Source organism: Vibrio sp. B172a (assembly GCF_030248355.1).
Classification (GTDB): domain Bacteria; phylum Pseudomonadota; class Gammaproteobacteria; order Enterobacterales; family Vibrionaceae; genus Vibrio; species Vibrio owensii.
The window spans coordinates 111,861-128,154 of record NZ_JAHGAC010000011.1 but is presented as its reverse complement, the minus strand read 5'-3'; the positions used below and the strand labels follow the sequence as shown (position 1 = coordinate 128,154).

Sequence of the window (16,294 nt, the reverse complement as noted above, 5' to 3'; positions counted from 1 at the left end):
CTCATGCTTCACCCTCTTCTGTTGTTTCTTCTTGGGCTTGGTCGTCTTGATCTTCTTCAGACAATAGGCTGCCTTGGCTTGGCTCTTTGGTGTGCACTACCGCTTCACCATCACGGATCAGACGCAGTTGCGCTTCACGCATATCATCGCCGATACGTACATCCGCACCAAAGCGGAATACTGCTTCACTGATGCTGAACTTACCGGTTTCACCGATGTTGATGATCATGCCTAGGCGACGCAGACGACGAAGTGAAGTACGTACTTTTTCAAACAGCTTTTCTTTATCAAGGTCAGAACCGGTAGCACGGTTCGTCACTAGCTTCATCAGCTTGTTTTCATCTGCTAGAGCAAGCAGTTCGTCGTACAGCTCTTGGTTAGTGAAGATGCCTTCATGCGCAAGACGCTCTGGGCTTAGGTAAAGGAAACACAGTACCTTACCCACCAGCATATCCAGTTCAGAAAGAACACTACGGCCAATCAGAGATGTTGAACGTGGACGAAGGTAGAAGAAACCTTCTGGCGCTTTCACCAATTCGGTGTTGTAGCGTTGGTAGAAAGAAGAAAGCTCAAGTTCGAAATCCGACAACAACGCGTGGTTGTCTAGATCTTCACTGGAGATATGACGCCCTGCTCGAAGCATGCTGTCTAGCGCTGGGAACAGAGGGTTAGAAATTGCTTTTGCCAGATTCTCTGACATGTATTCATTAGTATCGGTCGATGACATTCGCTTGTACCTTTGCCCCAAATTCGTTGATTGCTTTCCAGTCTGGCTGAACAGCTTGGTAGTCGGATTCTGAGTAACCCAGACGTACCGCCTGATCAACGACAATGCGAGCTAAATCAAAGTGATGAGTGTATGGGTGTTGTGCAAGGTAATCTCGCAGAACTACGCTCAAGTCGATTGGTGTGCCTTGATCTTTATGCGCTTTCAGCATGTCACCAATTCGCTCAGCCAACTCATCATTGACTTGTTGAAACTCTTCGTATTCTACTTCCATCGGAACTTGACCCGTTACCTCGTCATCACGCAGTACTAGGGCTTCATCACGAAGGTCAGAAAGCCTTTCCGCATCTGCATAAGTCAGATACCAAGGCGCATCGAAGTAATCTTTGACGGATTGACGCAGACGCGAGCTAAACGCACGGTTTTTATCCATATCAATGGCAGTACGGATAAACTTGTGTACGTGTCGGTCGTAACCAATCCAAAGGTCGATCGCTTGCTGGCCCCAGCTTGTGATTCGGTCCAGCTTCATTTGCAGACCGAATAAGGCTTCTTCGATGAACTCAAGCTCTGGATCGCCGTAAACAATTTCTTGAATATCTAGGATCTGAGTTTGCAGTTCATCACTGGCAGCTTGCAGCGTATCTTGAAGTTCACGCAACGTGCTCGATGTTTCTGACAGGAGCGCTTCACAGTTGTTGATCGCTTCACGCCAGTCTTTGTTAAGCAGATCAGCAATCTGTTGTTTAACAGACTGTTGCTGCTCATCCATCACACGTTGGTTAAGGTCGATTTGATCGAAGATTTCGCCTACAGAATATTTCAAAATTCCGTAAACGTTTTTCTTCCAGTGGCCCGGAGTGCCACCCTTTTGTGCCGCTTCAATCGCTTTTGCCATTTCATCCGCTACCATCGATAGCTGGATAGAAAGACGCAGTTTCGAGAACTCACGATGACGCACGTAGTAGTCGGTAATTCCTATCGCTAATGGCGACAAGCGGTAAATGCTCGCTCCGTCAGTAATCTCACTGACAAAACGGCTCATAAGACGCTGCTTAACCATCTCGTTGATGGCATTGTTCGCACGGAAAGCCGAAGCTTCGCCGGTCTCATCAAAAAGTCGAGTGACGATGGCAAATGCGTCGTGCAATTCACCTTCACCCAATTCTTCATCGAACCTTTCATTACTTAGTACAGCGATGGCAATCAAAAATGCCAATCGCTCAGTGGTCAGGTTCAACGAGAAATCGTGCTGCTTAACCCAGCCAACCAACTCATCGATTGGTTGCTCTGCAGCATTGAGAGTCATCTCACTCATCGTTATTCCTGTTTATCGTTCTTCTTAGCCCACACGTGTATGTAGCGGCCTAATGAGAGGTATGGCTCTTGTCGACAAAGTTGTTTTTCTAGCGCCAACACATCTTCAAACTCGTAATCGCCCATGTATTGCATATTGCCTATGTAATCACTGAAGGAACGAATACCAGATTTGCCACAAATACTAAAACCAGAATCTTCTATCCATTGATAGACCTCTTCGGGTTTTAGGCCTTTCTGTGGCTGTAGTTTAAATCTTTTCCGGTGAGGCATGCCGTCTAAAATATGAGGAATGTTGCCACAAACCACATTTTTATAGACTAAGCCGTGGTGGTTATAGAACATAACCGAAGCAATGCCCCCCGGCTTGACCTGTTCCAAAACGGTCTCGAGTGCGGTTTTCGGGTCTACCAACCACTCCATGACGGCATGAAACATGACAAGGTCCACCTGCGTTTCCATATGGTCACCAATGGATTGGACAGGTGAATGAATCAGGCGATACTGCTCAAGCAAACCGTTTTTTTCAATATCCTGCTTTGCTAGTTGCAGCATTTCCGAAGATAGATCACATAAAGCGACATGATGTCCGAGCTTAGCAAGCTTTTGCGACAATTGTGCTAACCCACCACCCGCATCAAGGACTTGCAGGGCTTGATGGTCGGCGTCTAATTCACTTAGAATCTGTAGAAAATCTTCCCACACAATGATTTGGCGGATCTCCCCTTTATCGGAGCCGTAAATATTTTTTGCAAATTTGTGGGCGATATCGTCGAAATTGCGGTCTTCTGTCACTTCTGCTGAGTTATCATAACGGATTGTGCCGCTATTCTGTCACAAGGAAAGCAGGAATAAAGAGGGTTATCCTCATTTTTATTATCAATTGATGTTTTTTCGGACTATTTATGTATGTTTGAGCTGAAAAAAGTTATGTCAGCCTTGTTAATGCCCCTTCCGGCATTGCTAATCATAGGCTTGTTAGGTCTTGCTCTCATTAGTTTTACCACCAAACGTAAAACTGGCTGCTTTGTTGTTCTATTCTCTTTTGTCGGCATTTTTCTCGTTGCCTTCCAACCTGTTTCAACTAAGCTACTGATGCCGCTAGAGCGCGAGTACAAAGCGTTTTTACCCGTTTCTGGTACCGTTGACTATGTCATGGTTCTTGGTAATGGCCATGTGGTGGACGATGAGATCCCACCGACCTCTCAATTAAGTCGCACAGCACTGATGCGACTCACCGAGGGCATTCGTATTTTGCGCATGTACCCAGGTGCGAAATTAATCCTGTCTGGTTATGCAGGTGGTTCTGAAATTAGCCATGCTCGTATGATGGCAAACGTCGCACTTTCTCTTGGCGTCGCTAAATCCGATATTATTTTATTGGAAGACGCTAAAGATACGTGGGAAGAAGCTCGCCAAGCAGCCGCGTTTGTTAAGCAAAAAGACATCGTGCTCGTAACTTCGGCGAGCCACATGAAACGTGCTTTGTATGAGTTCAACGCTGCAGGTATTAAACCCATCCCTGCACCAACGAACTTTATGGCGATTGATGACATCGAGCAGCCATGGCAAAAGTACGCTCCAAAAGCTCGTTACTTAGAGCAAACCGAACTGTACTGGCATGAGTATCTTGGTGGGTTATGGCAGAAACTGCGTGACAACGTAGGACAAACGCCAATGGTTGAAATAGAAGAGCCTGAAGTCGCACAACCTTAATTGCTGCCTACCGCTGATAAAGCTTATCGTTAGATTGCCTTAACTGAAATCACAGACACAAAAAAGGAGAGCCAATGCTCTCCTTTTTCTTTATTGCGATGATTTAGTCGCCTGCAAACATGTAGCCTTCACCGTGAACAGTCACAAAGATTTGTGGGTTCTTTGGATCAAACTCCATCTTAGCGCGCATGCGTCGAATCAGTACGTCGATAGTACGATCGTTTGGCGCATCCACTCGGTGGCTGATCATATTCAAAATACGCTCGCGGCTTAGTACCTGATTTGGGTACGAAGACAGTGCCACCAATAGCTCATATTCCGCTTTGGTTAGTTTCACCGGCTCACCGTTACGGCTCAAAGCACGACGTTGAATATCAAACGTCCACTCACCGAAGCGCACAATGTGTTCTTCATTAGTGTCGTTCGCTGTCTTTTGCGAACCGCTACGTGCCGCCGAAATGCGCCACAGCAAGTTCTTAACGCGAACTAATAATTCCCTTAGTTCAAAAGGCTTTGTCACATAATCGTCTGCGCCCATTTCTAGGCCAACGATTTTGTCAATGCTATCCGTGCGTCCTGTCACTAATATGATGCCGATATCTGATTGGCTGCGTAATTCACGCGTAAGCATAAGGCCATCTTCGCCAGGCAAGTTAATATCCAACATGATCAGGTCTACATCGCCACTTTGAAGCACTTCGCGCATTTCTGCCCCGCTTTCTGCTTCACTAACTTTGTAGCCCTCATTTTGGAAATAGCCCGCAAGCTTACTACGAGTTACTACATCATCTTCTACGACTAATACGTGATAGCTCATTTACACCACTTTCTGTCTTTTTTATTTTCCAAGACGTATTCTATTCATAACTAGTAACATTTCTAGTCATAGATACATTAAAAAGCAAGATTTTGCGTTTTTATTGATTCAAAGCAAGCTTATTTACAGCCATTCATAAACGCGCATATTTTCCCATAATGGATAACAATTATAGTTACTGCTATTCATCTTAATTGTTTACACTTAGGGGATAACCATTTAGGAGCAAAGAAATGCAAGAAGTGAAAGCTTTTAACGAGAAACGCGCAGAAATCTATTGGTGGTTTTCTAGCCTGTTCGCAAAAGAACTGACAGAGAAAGAACTAGAAAGCTACCACAGTGTTGAAATTCGAAGCTTTTTGGCTGGCCTTGGTGAAAATGAGTCATTAAAACCAGCTGTGGATACCCTTGTTGATGCACTTAACCGCCTACAGGATCGTGAAGACGCGCAACTTGAGTTGGCTGCAGACTTTTGTGAGCTTTTCCTTAAGACAGAAAAGCACGGTGCACTGCCTTACGCCTCTATGTACATCGGTCAATCTGGTCTGCTAAACGACAAACCAGCAGAAGAGATGGAAAAACTGATGGCAGAGTTTGGCGTGCAAGTTGATGAAAACCTGAAAGAGCCAGCAGACCACCTAGCGGTAGAGTTGGATTTCTTGGGTAATATGATTATTCGCTCTAACGAACTAGAGCAAGAAAAGCACATGGAAGAAGCGTTTGAAAAGCAGAACGATTTCATCCAACAGCATCTTTTGACTTGGCTACCTCAGTTTGCCGCTAAATGTAAGCAGTTCGACGAATTTGGCTTCTATGTTAGCGTTGCGCAACTATTAATTGCATTTTGTAAACTGGACAGCACCTACCTTCTTGGTGAATAATTGCCGCCTATTTTAGGGAGCCTGCTATTTAGGCTCCCTATTTTATTCGTTTAGTTTTAATCTGGCTTAGAGAAACCCAACCAATTTAGCCGTGAAAATGTGACCTCAAGGGCACAAAACAACCGCTGAAAATATTGCCAGCCTGCCCACATCAGTCTAAAATGTGAGCGCAAACGATTAAATATGATTTATATGTAAACCGCTGAAATATAGCGGTTTTTGTGTTTTCTTAACATGATTGCTGACTAATTCCTCACTTATAAAAGAAGGGAATATGAGTCTCAGCAACAAATGTTGCTACAAATCTTTTTATACCGATTCGGAACAACCACTGCCAAATATCTCAGCAATGCCCTTTCTTGCAGTTGCTCGGTTTGTGCAAGACCCTAAGCGTATGGTTGTCTTCACTCACGGTATTCAGTAGCTCGATACAGGACATCATTTATGGCCACTATTAAAGACGTTGCTCGCTTAGCCGGCGTTTCTACCACAACGGTTTCGCACGTAATTAACAAAACTCGCTTTGTTGCAGAAGCAACCCAAGAAAAAGTAATGAAAGCGGTTGATGAACTAAATTACGCGCCAAGCGCCGTTGCTCGTAGCTTGAAGTGCAACTCTACTCGTACTATCGGTATGTTAGTTACTCAATCAACCAACCTATTCTTCTCTGAAGTCATCGATGGTGTTGAGAGTTACTGTTACCGTCAAGGTTACACTCTAATTCTTTGTAACACGGGCGGTATCTACGAGAAGCAACGTGACTACATCCGCATGCTAGCTGAGAAACGCGTAGATGGCATCCTAGTAATGTGTTCTGACTTGACGGAAGAGCTAAAAGAGATGCTAGACCGCCATTCTGACATTCCAAAAGTTGTGATGGACTGGGGCCCTGAGAGCTCACAGGCAGATAAGATCATCGATAACTCGGAAGAAGGCGGCTACATCGCGACGAAATACCTGATCGATAACGGTCACACTGACATCGCATGTTTAAGCGGTCATTTTGAAAAAGCGGCGTGCCAAGAGCGTATCGCTGGTTACCGCCGAGCGATGGCGGAAGCAAACCTAACGGTTAACGAAGATTGGGTTCTTGAAGGTAACTTTGAGTGTGATACTGCTGTACTGGCGGCAGATAACATCACTGCAATGGAAAAACGCCCAACGGCTGTCTTCTGTTTTAACGACACAATGGCGCTAGGCTTAATGAGCCGCTTGCAGCAAAACGGTATCAAAGTACCGGATGATGTGTCCGTGATCGGTTACGACAACATTGAGCTTGCAGAATACTTTTCTCCACCGCTAACGACTATCCACCAACCAAAACGTCGTGTGGGTAAAAACGCATTTGAGATCCTTTTAGAGCGCATCAAAGACAAGGAACACGAAAAACGAGTGTTCGAGATGCAACCAGAGATCGTTGTTCGCAACACGGTTAAGAAACTAAACTAACCTCATCTGCGAACTCATTTTATAAAGCGCTCTTATGGGCGCTTTTTTAATATCTAAAAATAACTTTCCCCTAATATTTCACCTCAAGAATACAACCTTAAACTTCGATAAGTTGCTGTTTTAATTAAGGTGTAGTCCATTTCCTACATCAAGCTTTTGTATGACAAGTAGATGCTCAGCAATATGAAACAAAACACATCAATTTAACGCTATTAACTGAACCAAGATCACACTTTTATATTTGAAACGTGATGTTAATTCAATATACGAAGTATTCTCAAAGAGTCACGCACAGGGCAAACCATTCGAAAGGGTGGGACGCAAAGCCTCCGGCCTGAACCATCTTATTAGATGGAAGGTAGCGGGGTTACCGATGGCAAATATGCATTAAGTGAGTTTACCCTTTAATGACATTGTGTCTGCATGCATTTGCTAATCTCTCGGACCTGATTTTTGGTGGCGTAATATTAATTACACCGAGATAACACATCATGGATAAACCGATACTCAAAGACTCAATGAAGCTGTTTGAGGCACTTGGTAATATCAAGTCGCGCTCAATGTTTGGCGGCTTTGGGCTCTTCGCCGATGAAACGATGTTTGCACTAGTTGTGAACAATCAACTTCATATACGAGCTGACCAACAAACTTCATCTGACTTCGAGACTCAAGGACTAAAACCGTACGTCTACAAGAAACGTGGTTTCCCAGTTGTTACGAAATACTATGCTATTTCTGATGATCTATGGGATTCGACCGATCGCTTGATTGAAGTTGCAAAGCAATCTTTAGAGACTGCTAAGCAAGAGAAAAAACAACAAGCGAGCACCAAACCTAACCGATTGAAAGACCTTCCTAATCTACGCCTTGCAACTGAACGTATGTTGAAGAAAGCAGGCATTGACTCTGTCGAGCAACTAGAAGAAGAAGGTGCCCTAAACGCTTACAAAGCAATCCAAGATACGCATGCCTCTACGGTAAGCCTTGAATTGTTGTGGGCGCTTGAAGGCGCTATCAACGGTACACATTGGAGCGTCGTACCTCAGTCTCGCCGGGAAGAGTTGATGAGTGCTCTCTCGTAGAGCAATCATTTCAGCATGACATTGAGTAAAAACCGCAGTTTTCACACTGCGGTTTTTTTTGAAATTTTTTCTTACTCCATTCTGTCTTATTATTTAAGAAGCCAAACGGAGCCATTGATATGAATAAGAAACTGATTTTAGGACTGATCCTACTCGCGACCATCATCTTTTTAGGTGTCAACTTCGGTCAATATTTAACGCTAGAAAACGCAAAAGCACAGCAACAAGCGTTAAACAGTTTCATTGACCAAAACTTCGTGTTTGCCGCCGCTACCTATTTCTTCGCTTACATTGCCATCACCGCTTTTTCTATTCCTGGAGCTGCGGTTGTAACGCTTCTTGGTGCAGCCTTATTTGGTTTTTGGACGAGTTTACTTTTGGTGTCTTTTGCCAGCACAATTGGTGCAACCATTGCGTTTTTAAGCAGCCGTTATCTGTTGCGTGAATGGGTGCAAAGCAAGTTTGGTAATAAGTTGAATGCCATTAACCAAGGCGTAGAAAAAGACGGTGCTTTTTACCTCTTCTCACTACGTTTAATTCCGGTATTTCCGTTTTTCTTGATCAACTTGTTGATGGGTCTGACACCAATGTCAGTCGCACGATTCTACCTAACTAGCCAAATCGGTATGTTGCCAGGCACTGCCGTCTACCTAAATGCAGGTACACAGCTCGCCACTATCGACAGTCTTTCGGGAATTGTCTCACCAACCGTATTAGCATCGTTTGCTCTGCTCGGCTTGTTCCCAATCATCGCAAAATGGGTTATGAATAAAGTTCGCCCAGCCCAAGTTCAAAACGGAAATGCTTAATGAAGATATACATCGCTAAAAATCCTGCAGAAGCTCATATCGTCTGTGAGCTTCTCAAAACCGAACAGATAGCTTGTGAAGTAAGAGGTGAGGGAATGTTCGGCTTAAAAGGTGAGTTGCCGTTTAGCGATGATACAGACCCGTATGTTTGGCTTTTACATCCGGAGCAGAAACTAAAAGCATCCGCCATTGTTGAAGATTATCGTCAACAAGCGGAATTGACTTATCAAGACTGGCAGTGCCCACAGTGTTCAGAACAAAACGAAGGTCAGTTTGGTGCGTGTTGGCAATGTGGATATCAAATAGGGGAGCCATAACGGCTCCCCTACTCTTTTGATCTCTTCAATAAATGCGTTAAGCCGCTAGACTTTGCTGCTTAATGAACTCGATGGAATGTTGGTTAAAGTCATCGGGCCTTTCTACATTACACACATGGCCACAATCTGGTATTTCTCTCAGTACGCTCAACTTATGCACCGCGACCATTTCTTTCACTGGCTTGATGAACATGTAGTCTCGGTCACCCATCAAATACAGCGTCGGAATCGGTAGTTCACGATCTTTGAAATATCTCATCAATGGGTTCACATCTGCTGCCAAAGTAAACCAACGCTTAAACTCTTTTTGGCATAGCTTCTTGGCTTCGCGAATAAACAAGTGCCTTGATTCACGCTGGTTCTTCTGCGGCATAACGATATAAGCAAACAACTTGTACAGCCACATGTAAGGAAGGATGTGTTTACCAAGGTTCCCCAATTTCACCAGTATCTGTGAGCGAGTATTTAAACGAGTGACTGCGCCACCCAGCACCATTGAGCGAACACGGTCCGAAGCCAGTTCAGCCAAGTTACGCACAATGATAGTACCCAAGGACATACCGACAAAGTGTGCTGATTGGATCTTAAGGTGATCCAACACTTTTAAAATATCCTGAGTAACAGCGGTAAAGGTATAGCGACTAGTAATCAGCTCTTTCAACAATTGATTGGACTTTCCGTGACCTCGAAGATCGATGAGCAACAAATTGAAATGCTGCTTATACGCTTTGATTTGCTTAAACCAGATCGAAGAACTGCCACCAGCACCATGTACGAAAACAACCCACTCATTACTGGTAGGGTGCAAATAGGTTTTGTGGAAAAGAAGTGGCTGAGTCATGTATCAGTACGAAAAACACTTTTTGTGAAAGGGAATGGATAAATGCTACCACACTCCATAAGGGTAAGATAATAAAGGCACCTCATTCGGTGCCTTTCGTTACACTTTTTAAAGATTTTGCGTCAATTTAACGCAGCTCTATACAGTTGCAAATACTCTTCTGCCGCTTTTCGCCAACAAAAATCTTTTTGCATAGCATGAAGTTGTACACGTCTCACTTCTGTCACATTTTGTGCGTAAAGAAGAAGTGCTCTCAACATTGTCAGTAATAGACCTTGCGGCGTTGGTTCATAGAAAACGAACCCCGTTGCATCGGCTGGATCCACATCGTAGTCATTAACGCTGTCTTTCAAGCCACCTACCCCACGAACGATTGGCAAAGTACCATAGGCCATGCTGTAGATTTGGTTCAAACCACACGGCTCGAATTCAGAAGGCATTAGGAAGAAATCCGATCCCGCCTCAACCAAGTGTGCTAATTCGTTATCGTACGCTTCAACAAAGACAAACTTATCCGCAAATTGTGCCGCTACATCTCGTAACTGCGCCGCGAGTATAGGGTCGCCTGTCCCAACCACAACAAGCTGAACATCGTGTTTTAGAAAGTCTGCCAACGCAGGCAATAGATAGTGCACACCTTTTTGCTGTGTTAGGCGACATACCATGCCAAACATGGCGCAATCTGATGCTTCAAGTCCCAGCTTTTCTTGCATTGCTTTTTTACATGCGTTCTTACCACGAACCATACTTTGACGATTGGCTTTGTAGTTAAGCGGCAAGTTGGAATCGGTTTCTGGATTCCACGCACTGTAATCACATCCATTAAGGATGCCTACCAAATCACGAGCACGTTGCTGAAACTCCCACGCCATACCGTGGCTTCCAAGCTCGGTTTTCAGTTCTTCGGCATAAGTAGGGCTAACAGCATTGATTTTATCTGCGTTCATTACCCCTGCTTTCAGCATAGTAATGTGCGTTGCACTGACTGCAGCATCTGGCACATTTCGGCTATGGAATTCTGGCAGACATTGAACATCGTCATAGCTAAACACGCCTTTGAACACCGCATTATGGATTGAAATAACACTGCGAGTGTTAGCAAAGAAAGCATCGTGACCGTAACGATGTTTTAGCAGAAAGGGAACTAAGCCTGTGTGCCAGTCATTGGCATGAACAATATCGGGCTGGAAGCCAAGCTTTGGTAGCATGTCTAAACAAGCCGCACTAAAAAACGCGAAACGCTCGCCGTTATCCGCGTAAGCTTGGTTGTTTTCCGCGTACATCGACGGACGATTGAAATAAGGAGGACAATCAATCAAATAAACCGGATTATCCCCAAGCGTTAACTTAAGGACACGGTAAGCAGTATGAGGCCAACTTGTCAGCTCTGTTTCCAGAACCGTTTCCGCTTCTGACAACTGTTCAATAGCGGTGTAGGCAGGTATAGAAATTCGTACATCTTGCTGAAGGTTTTGAAGGGCTTCCGGCAGTGCCTTGGCTACATCAGCCAAGCCACCACTTTTAATCAGTCCTTCAACTTCAGACGCTACAAACAGAACAGACAAATTGTTAGTAGCCAACACGTGCTCCTTTTGGAATTACGACAATGCCATCATCTGACACATGGTAGTGTTTTTTATCTTCTTGTAGATTTACACCAATTTGCGTACCCGGCGCAATATCTGCGTCTTTATCTACAATCACGCGACGAAGCACACAACCTTCCCCGACTTTCACATCACCGAGCAAAATACACTGGCTGATGTCACACGCTGAAGCAATATTACTGCGGAAACCAAGTACCGACTTTTCAATACGAGAACCACGTACGTAGCTGCCGTTACATACTAAGCTGTCGATGATCTGAACTCGACCATTTACAGAGTCAGTAAAGGTTGCAGGTGGCAATGGTGGGTAGTAAGTATGCAGTGGCCATTTACGGTTGTAGAGAGAGAATGGTGCGTCTTTCTCAAGCAGATCCATATGTGCTTGCCAGTACGCATCGATTGTACCTACATCGCGCCAGTAAACTTCTTCTTTCTCACCTGTAATGCGGTTCATGCTGAAGTCATAGACAAACACATCGCCACGAGGGAACATCTTAGGAATGATGTCTTTACCAAAATCGTGGGTAGAGGCTTCATTGTCAGCGTCTTCAATCAATTCTGAGAATAGCGTTTGAGCTTCAAAGATGTAGTTGCCCATAGAGACAAGCGCATGCTCTGGGTCACCAGGAATTGATTTTGGGTTTGCAGGCTTTTCTTCAAAGCCAATCATTCGACCTTCACTGTCCACTTCGATAACACCAAATTGAGAGGCTTCCGATAGCGGCATGCGCAGTGCCGAAACAGTCAAAGATGCTTCTTTTTCTTGGTGGAAAGCAAGCATCTGTTTAATGTCCATTTTGTAGATATGGTCTGAACCAAAGATACATACTTGATCCGGCTCCGCCAACTCCATAAAACGTAAATTTTGGTAGATAGCATCGGCAGTACCTTCATACCAACGCTTGCCAGTACGCATTTGCGCAGGAATTGGGTCGATAAAACGGTCTGTAATGCCATTGATGTTCCAACCCTTTTTCAAGTGATGGAATAGAGATTGAGATTTGAATTGAGTAAGGACGTAAATACGCATTAAATCCGCATTTACAAAGTTATTCAGAGCGAAATCAATAAGTCGGTAACTTCCGCCGAAAGGGACCGAAGGTTTACTGCGGGATTCCGTTAAAGGTCTCAAGCGAGAGCCTTCACCGCCAGCAAGAATCATTCCCAAAACACCAGCCATTCGTTGTTCTCCATATATAGTTATAGCTTGGAACTGATATTCACTTGAAATGAGCAGAACTCGGGGAGTCAAGCGAATACATTATTGCATCCGCACTGATAAGTTTCTTTGAACCCTCACAGCGCGAACTAAAAAAGCTATTGCACATCCTCGTACGCACGCACCTTCGTTGTTTTTATTTTTGGTGCTAAATAACCGCATACAGTTGCATTATTTGTGTAATAAGTTATCGAACTGGAACTAAATTACAATTTAAAATATGCCATTCCGTGTTGTATACAGATGTTGCTTACTCAATACGGTATCTTGGTCACACTATGAGACGCAAACGATTACATTGTGAAAACAATTTACAAACCGATTAACTACACAAGCGCAGTTTTGCGACAGGATACGATGAAACTATGACCGTTCTATGAAAACAGAATGGAGAAAATTTGAATGGAAACAATTGGCGATGTGAATGTTTTATAGAATAACAAGCAAAAAATAAGGCAGCGTATTCGCTGCCTTATTCGTTCTAATTTATCACTTAAGCTTTCGGTTTCTTGCGCTTGTCTGTGATTTCCCACTTACCGTCAATGAATAGCGCAGTCCAACCACTTGGTTTGCCATCATCTTCAGTACGCACGTAGTTCTCTTTGCTCTTACGGCTAAAACGAACCACTGCTGGGCGACCATCTGGATCCGCCGCTGGTGCTGTCGTTAGGTATTTGAACTTCTCTGGAAGACGCTCTTCAAATCGAGCCAGTTCAGAAACCAACGGCGCACGCGTCTCACGTGATTTAGGGAAGTTGCTTGCCGCCATGAATAGGCCAGAAGCACCATCACGAAGAACAAAGTAAGCGTCTGAGTTTTCACATGGTAGTTCAGGGAAATGAACTGGGTCTTCCTTCGGTGGCGCAACTTCGCCATTCTTCAGAATCTTACGAGTGTTCTTACACGTTTCACTCGTACAATCCATGTATTTACCGAAGCGACCGTTCTTAAGAACCATGTCAGAGCCACACTTGTCACACTCAACAACTGGGCCATCGTAGCCTTTCACTTTGAACTCGCCATACTCAACGATGTAGCCTTCACAGTTCGGGTTGTTACCACAAACGTGCATCTTGCGTTTATCGTCAATCAGGTATGCATCCATCGCTGTTTCACAGATAGGACAACGCTTCTTAGCACGCAGTGCCGCGGTTTCCACGTCTTCTTCTAGAACGTTGATGATGCCTTCTTCGTCACCTAGGTTGATGGTTGTCTTACAACGCTCTTTAGGTGGCAATGCGTAACCAGAACAGCCAAGGAACACACCAGTAGACGCTGTACGAATACCCATTGGACGACCACAAGTTGGACACTCAATATCTGTCATCACAATGTGATTCAGTTTCATGCCGCCTTCGTTTTCGTCTTGTTCCGCTTTCTCAAGATCGCCCGTAAAGTCAGTGAAGAAGTTGTCTAGGACATCTTTCCACATCACGTCACCTTCGGCGATTTGGTCAAGCTTCTGCTCCATACGAGCCGTGAAGTCGTAGTTCATTAGATCGTTAAAGCTGTCATCGAGACGGTCAGTAACAATCTCACCCATCTTCTCTGCGTAGAAACGACGCTGATCTACTTTCACGTAGCCACGATCTTGGATCGTAGAGATGATCGATGCGTATGTAGAAGGACGGCCAATGCCACGCTTCTCAAGTTCTTTAACCAATGCCGCCTCTGTAAAGCGCGCAGGTGGCTTAGTAAAGTGCTGCTTAGGCTCAAGCGATTCTAGGTCTAGCTTATCGCCCAACTGAACTGCTGGAAGAATCGTGTCTTCGTTTTTACCCATTGGGCGTTGTACGCGAGTCCAACCATCAAACTTAAGGATACGACCTTTCGCTTTCAGCGTGTATTCCGCAGCTTTAACGCTGATAGTGGTTGAATCGTATTCTGCTGGTGTCATTTGACACGCAACGAATTGATTCCAAATCAATGAGTAGAGCTTGTGAGCGTCAGCATCAACACCTTGTAAGTCTTCTGCTTTCACTGCTACATCGGAAGGACGAATCGCTTCGTGCGCTTCTTGTGCGCCTTCTTTGCTACCGTATCTTAACGGGTTAGCAGGAAGGTATTTATCGCCATACTCTGAACCGATGAAGCCACGAACTGCATCTACCGCTTCTGCACTCAAATTGGTTGAGTCAGTACGCATATACGTGATGTAACCCGCTTCATACAGACGCTGAGCCAGCATCATGGTCTTCTTAACGCCGTAGCCTAGGCGAGTACTCGCCGCTTGCTGAAGTGTTGAGGTAATGTATGGAGCAGACGGCTTACTCTTCGTTGGGCGATCTTCACGCTTACAAACTTCGTAGCTTGCTTTTTCCAGTACCGAAAGCGCTGCTTTGGTCTCTGTCTCGTTGACAGGCTTAAACGCAACGCCATCTTTTTGCGCAACAAGCAGTTTGAATGCTGTCTTATCTTTGGTATGTGTATTTGCGTTGATGTCCCAGAATTCTTCTGGAATGAAAGCGTTGATTTCACGCTCACGCTCAACCAATAGTTTTACCGCTACTGACTGTACACGACCCGCAGACAAGCCACGTGCCACTTTCTTCCATAGCAATGGAGAAACCATGAAACCTACTACGCGGTCCATGAATCGACGTGCTTGCTGTGCGTTAACACCATCCATATTCAGCTCACCAGGCGTCTGGAAAGCTTGTTGGATTGCATTCTTAGTAATCTCGTTAAAAACTACACGTTTGTATCGCTCTTCATCGCCACCGATGATCTCACGAAGGTGCCATGCGATAGCTTCTCCCTCGCGGTCCAAATCGGTTGCGAGATAAACGAAATCAGCGTCTTTGGCTAATTTTTGCAGTTCACTAACAACTTTTTCTTTGCCAGGAAGGATTTGGTAATTCGCATCCCAGTCATGATATGGGTTAATCCCCATTTTTTTGATTAGCGCTTTACGGTCTTTTTCTTTTTTGACACGCGCTTTCTCTTCCGGGCTCATTCCTTTAGTAGAAATGGCAGCGGCTTTTTTCTCACCAGTGCTTTGACCGGCCGTAGGCAGATCACGCACGTGACCAACACTAGACTTAACAATAAAGTCTTTACCAAGGTATTTATTTATCGTCTTAGCCTTGGCTGGTGACTCCACTATAACGAGCGATTTACCCATAACTGACTCTAACGTCCTTCATAATAATGCGGGTAACTGCCCCCTAAGGAAGGTACCCGCATAATGTTCTATTTCATTGCTTCTTTTTTTACTATTGTGCGAGATGAAAAGAAGATCAACTGCTTTTTTGAAATTCAGATCCGATTGGTTGACAATTCATCGCCTTTCTAATTTGACGAGGCAGGGTTCTGCAAAAGGTCTTGAGCGGCATATACTAAGCAGGCAAAGATTCCTCCCGCTAGTCGAATTCAATAAATTTTGTCTCTCATCACAAAATATTTTTTCTTTCACGATCAGAGCCTAACCTTAGATTACGACGCTGAGATAGCGACGATTTGCATATAAGAATCACTTACCATGTTGCTTCTATATAAAGAAGTAAAACCTC

14 protein-coding genes and 1 riboswitch are annotated in these 16,294 nt (G+C 44.5%); of the genes, 6 read left to right on the top strand and 8 right to left on the bottom strand.

Translation table 11 applies throughout. From position 1 onward, the window contains the following. Nucleotide 1 precedes the first annotated feature (1 nt). From mukE to cmoM, 3 genes are read right to left on the bottom strand one after another with little or no spacing between them, the layout of a single operon-like run. Nucleotides 2-727 carry a chromosome partition protein MukE gene (gene mukE / locus KIT90_RS13820; protein ID WP_005378379.1) on the bottom strand — a complete coding sequence of 242 codons (726 nt, stop codon included), beginning with the start codon at nt 725-727 and terminating at the stop codon, nt 2-4. Then, a complete protein-coding gene (gene mukF / locus KIT90_RS13815) occupies nt 708-2,045 on the bottom strand; it encodes a chromosome partition protein MukF (protein ID WP_009707095.1) in 1,338 nt (445 codons plus the stop codon). The genes mukE and mukF overlap by 20 nt, the downstream gene beginning before the upstream one ends. A gap of 2 nt (nt 2,046-2,047) precedes the next feature. After that, the gene (gene cmoM, locus KIT90_RS13810; RefSeq protein WP_005441671.1) at nt 2,048-2,839 is read right to left on the bottom strand and encodes a tRNA uridine 5-oxyacetic acid(34) methyltransferase CmoM; all 792 of its coding nucleotides are present in this window, start codon (nt 2,837-2,839) and stop codon (nt 2,048-2,050) included. Nucleotides 2,840-2,953: 114 nt separating this feature from the next. On the opposite strand from cmoM, the gene elyC reads away from it, so the two are divergent. Then, nucleotides 2,954-3,760, top strand: a complete 807-nt coding sequence (elyC, locus tag KIT90_RS13805) for an envelope biogenesis factor ElyC (RefSeq protein ID WP_038896317.1) — start codon at nt 2,954-2,956, stop codon at nt 3,758-3,760. Between the two features lie 103 nt (nt 3,761-3,863). On the opposite strand, the gene torR is transcribed toward elyC, so the two are convergent. Continuing rightward, nucleotides 3,864-4,577, bottom strand: coding sequence for a two-component system response regulator TorR (torR, locus tag KIT90_RS13800; RefSeq protein ID WP_009707096.1), 714 nt, complete (start codon nt 4,575-4,577; stop codon nt 3,864-3,866). Nucleotides 4,578-4,810: 233 nt separating this feature from the next. Between torR and torD the strand changes: the two genes are divergently transcribed. The 5 genes from torD to KIT90_RS13775 all read left to right on the top strand — a co-directional run bounded on the left by torD (nt 4,811) and on the right by KIT90_RS13775 (nt 9,115). Continuing rightward, on the top strand, nt 4,811-5,458 hold the full coding sequence (gene torD, locus KIT90_RS13795) for a molecular chaperone TorD (protein ID WP_009707097.1): 648 nt from the start codon (nt 4,811-4,813) through the stop codon (nt 5,456-5,458). A 444-nt stretch (nt 5,459-5,902) separates the two neighbouring features. Further along, nucleotides 5,903-6,907 carry an HTH-type transcriptional repressor PurR gene (purR, locus tag KIT90_RS13790; RefSeq protein WP_005441667.1) on the top strand — a complete coding sequence of 335 codons (1,005 nt, stop codon included), beginning with the start codon at nt 5,903-5,905 and terminating at the stop codon, nt 6,905-6,907. A 285-nt stretch (nt 6,908-7,192) separates the two neighbouring features. Continuing rightward, nucleotides 7,193-7,282, top strand: a riboswitch (cyclic di-GMP riboswitch). 116 nt (nt 7,283-7,398) lie between these two features. Continuing rightward, nucleotides 7,399-7,989, top strand: a complete 591-nt coding sequence (locus KIT90_RS13785) for a TfoX/Sxy family DNA transformation protein (RefSeq protein WP_005441664.1) — start codon at nt 7,399-7,401, stop codon at nt 7,987-7,989. Nucleotides 7,990-8,108: 119 nt separating this feature from the next. Continuing rightward, complete coding sequence (locus KIT90_RS13780; protein WP_005441662.1) at nt 8,109-8,798, top strand: TVP38/TMEM64 family protein; 690 nt, start codon at nt 8,109-8,111, stop codon at nt 8,796-8,798. Continuing rightward, nucleotides 8,798-9,115, top strand: a complete 318-nt coding sequence (locus tag KIT90_RS13775; protein ID WP_020195004.1) for a putative signal transducing protein — start codon at nt 8,798-8,800, stop codon at nt 9,113-9,115. The genes KIT90_RS13780 and KIT90_RS13775 overlap by 1 nt, the downstream gene beginning before the upstream one ends. A gap of 37 nt (nt 9,116-9,152) precedes the next feature. On the opposite strand, the gene KIT90_RS13770 is transcribed toward KIT90_RS13775, so the two are convergent. The 4 genes from KIT90_RS13770 to topA all read right to left on the bottom strand — a co-directional run bounded on the left by KIT90_RS13770 (nt 9,153) and on the right by topA (nt 15,906). Further along, nucleotides 9,153-9,956: an alpha/beta fold hydrolase gene (locus KIT90_RS13770; RefSeq protein WP_005441659.1), complete on the bottom strand. Its 804-nt coding sequence runs from the start codon at nt 9,954-9,956 to the stop codon at nt 9,153-9,155. A gap of 122 nt (nt 9,957-10,078) precedes the next feature. After that, on the bottom strand, nt 10,079-11,536 hold the full coding sequence (gene glgA / locus KIT90_RS13765; RefSeq protein WP_285377122.1) for a glycogen synthase GlgA: 1,458 nt from the start codon (nt 11,534-11,536) through the stop codon (nt 10,079-10,081). Next, a complete protein-coding gene (gene glgC / locus KIT90_RS13760; RefSeq protein ID WP_005441655.1) occupies nt 11,526-12,743 on the bottom strand; it encodes a glucose-1-phosphate adenylyltransferase in 1,218 nt (405 codons plus the stop codon). The genes glgA and glgC overlap by 11 nt, the downstream gene beginning before the upstream one ends. A 532-nt stretch (nt 12,744-13,275) precedes the next feature. After that, nucleotides 13,276-15,906, bottom strand: coding sequence for a type I DNA topoisomerase (gene topA, locus KIT90_RS13755; protein WP_038896310.1), 2,631 nt, complete (start codon nt 15,904-15,906; stop codon nt 13,276-13,278). Nucleotides 15,907-16,294 lie beyond the last annotated feature (388 nt).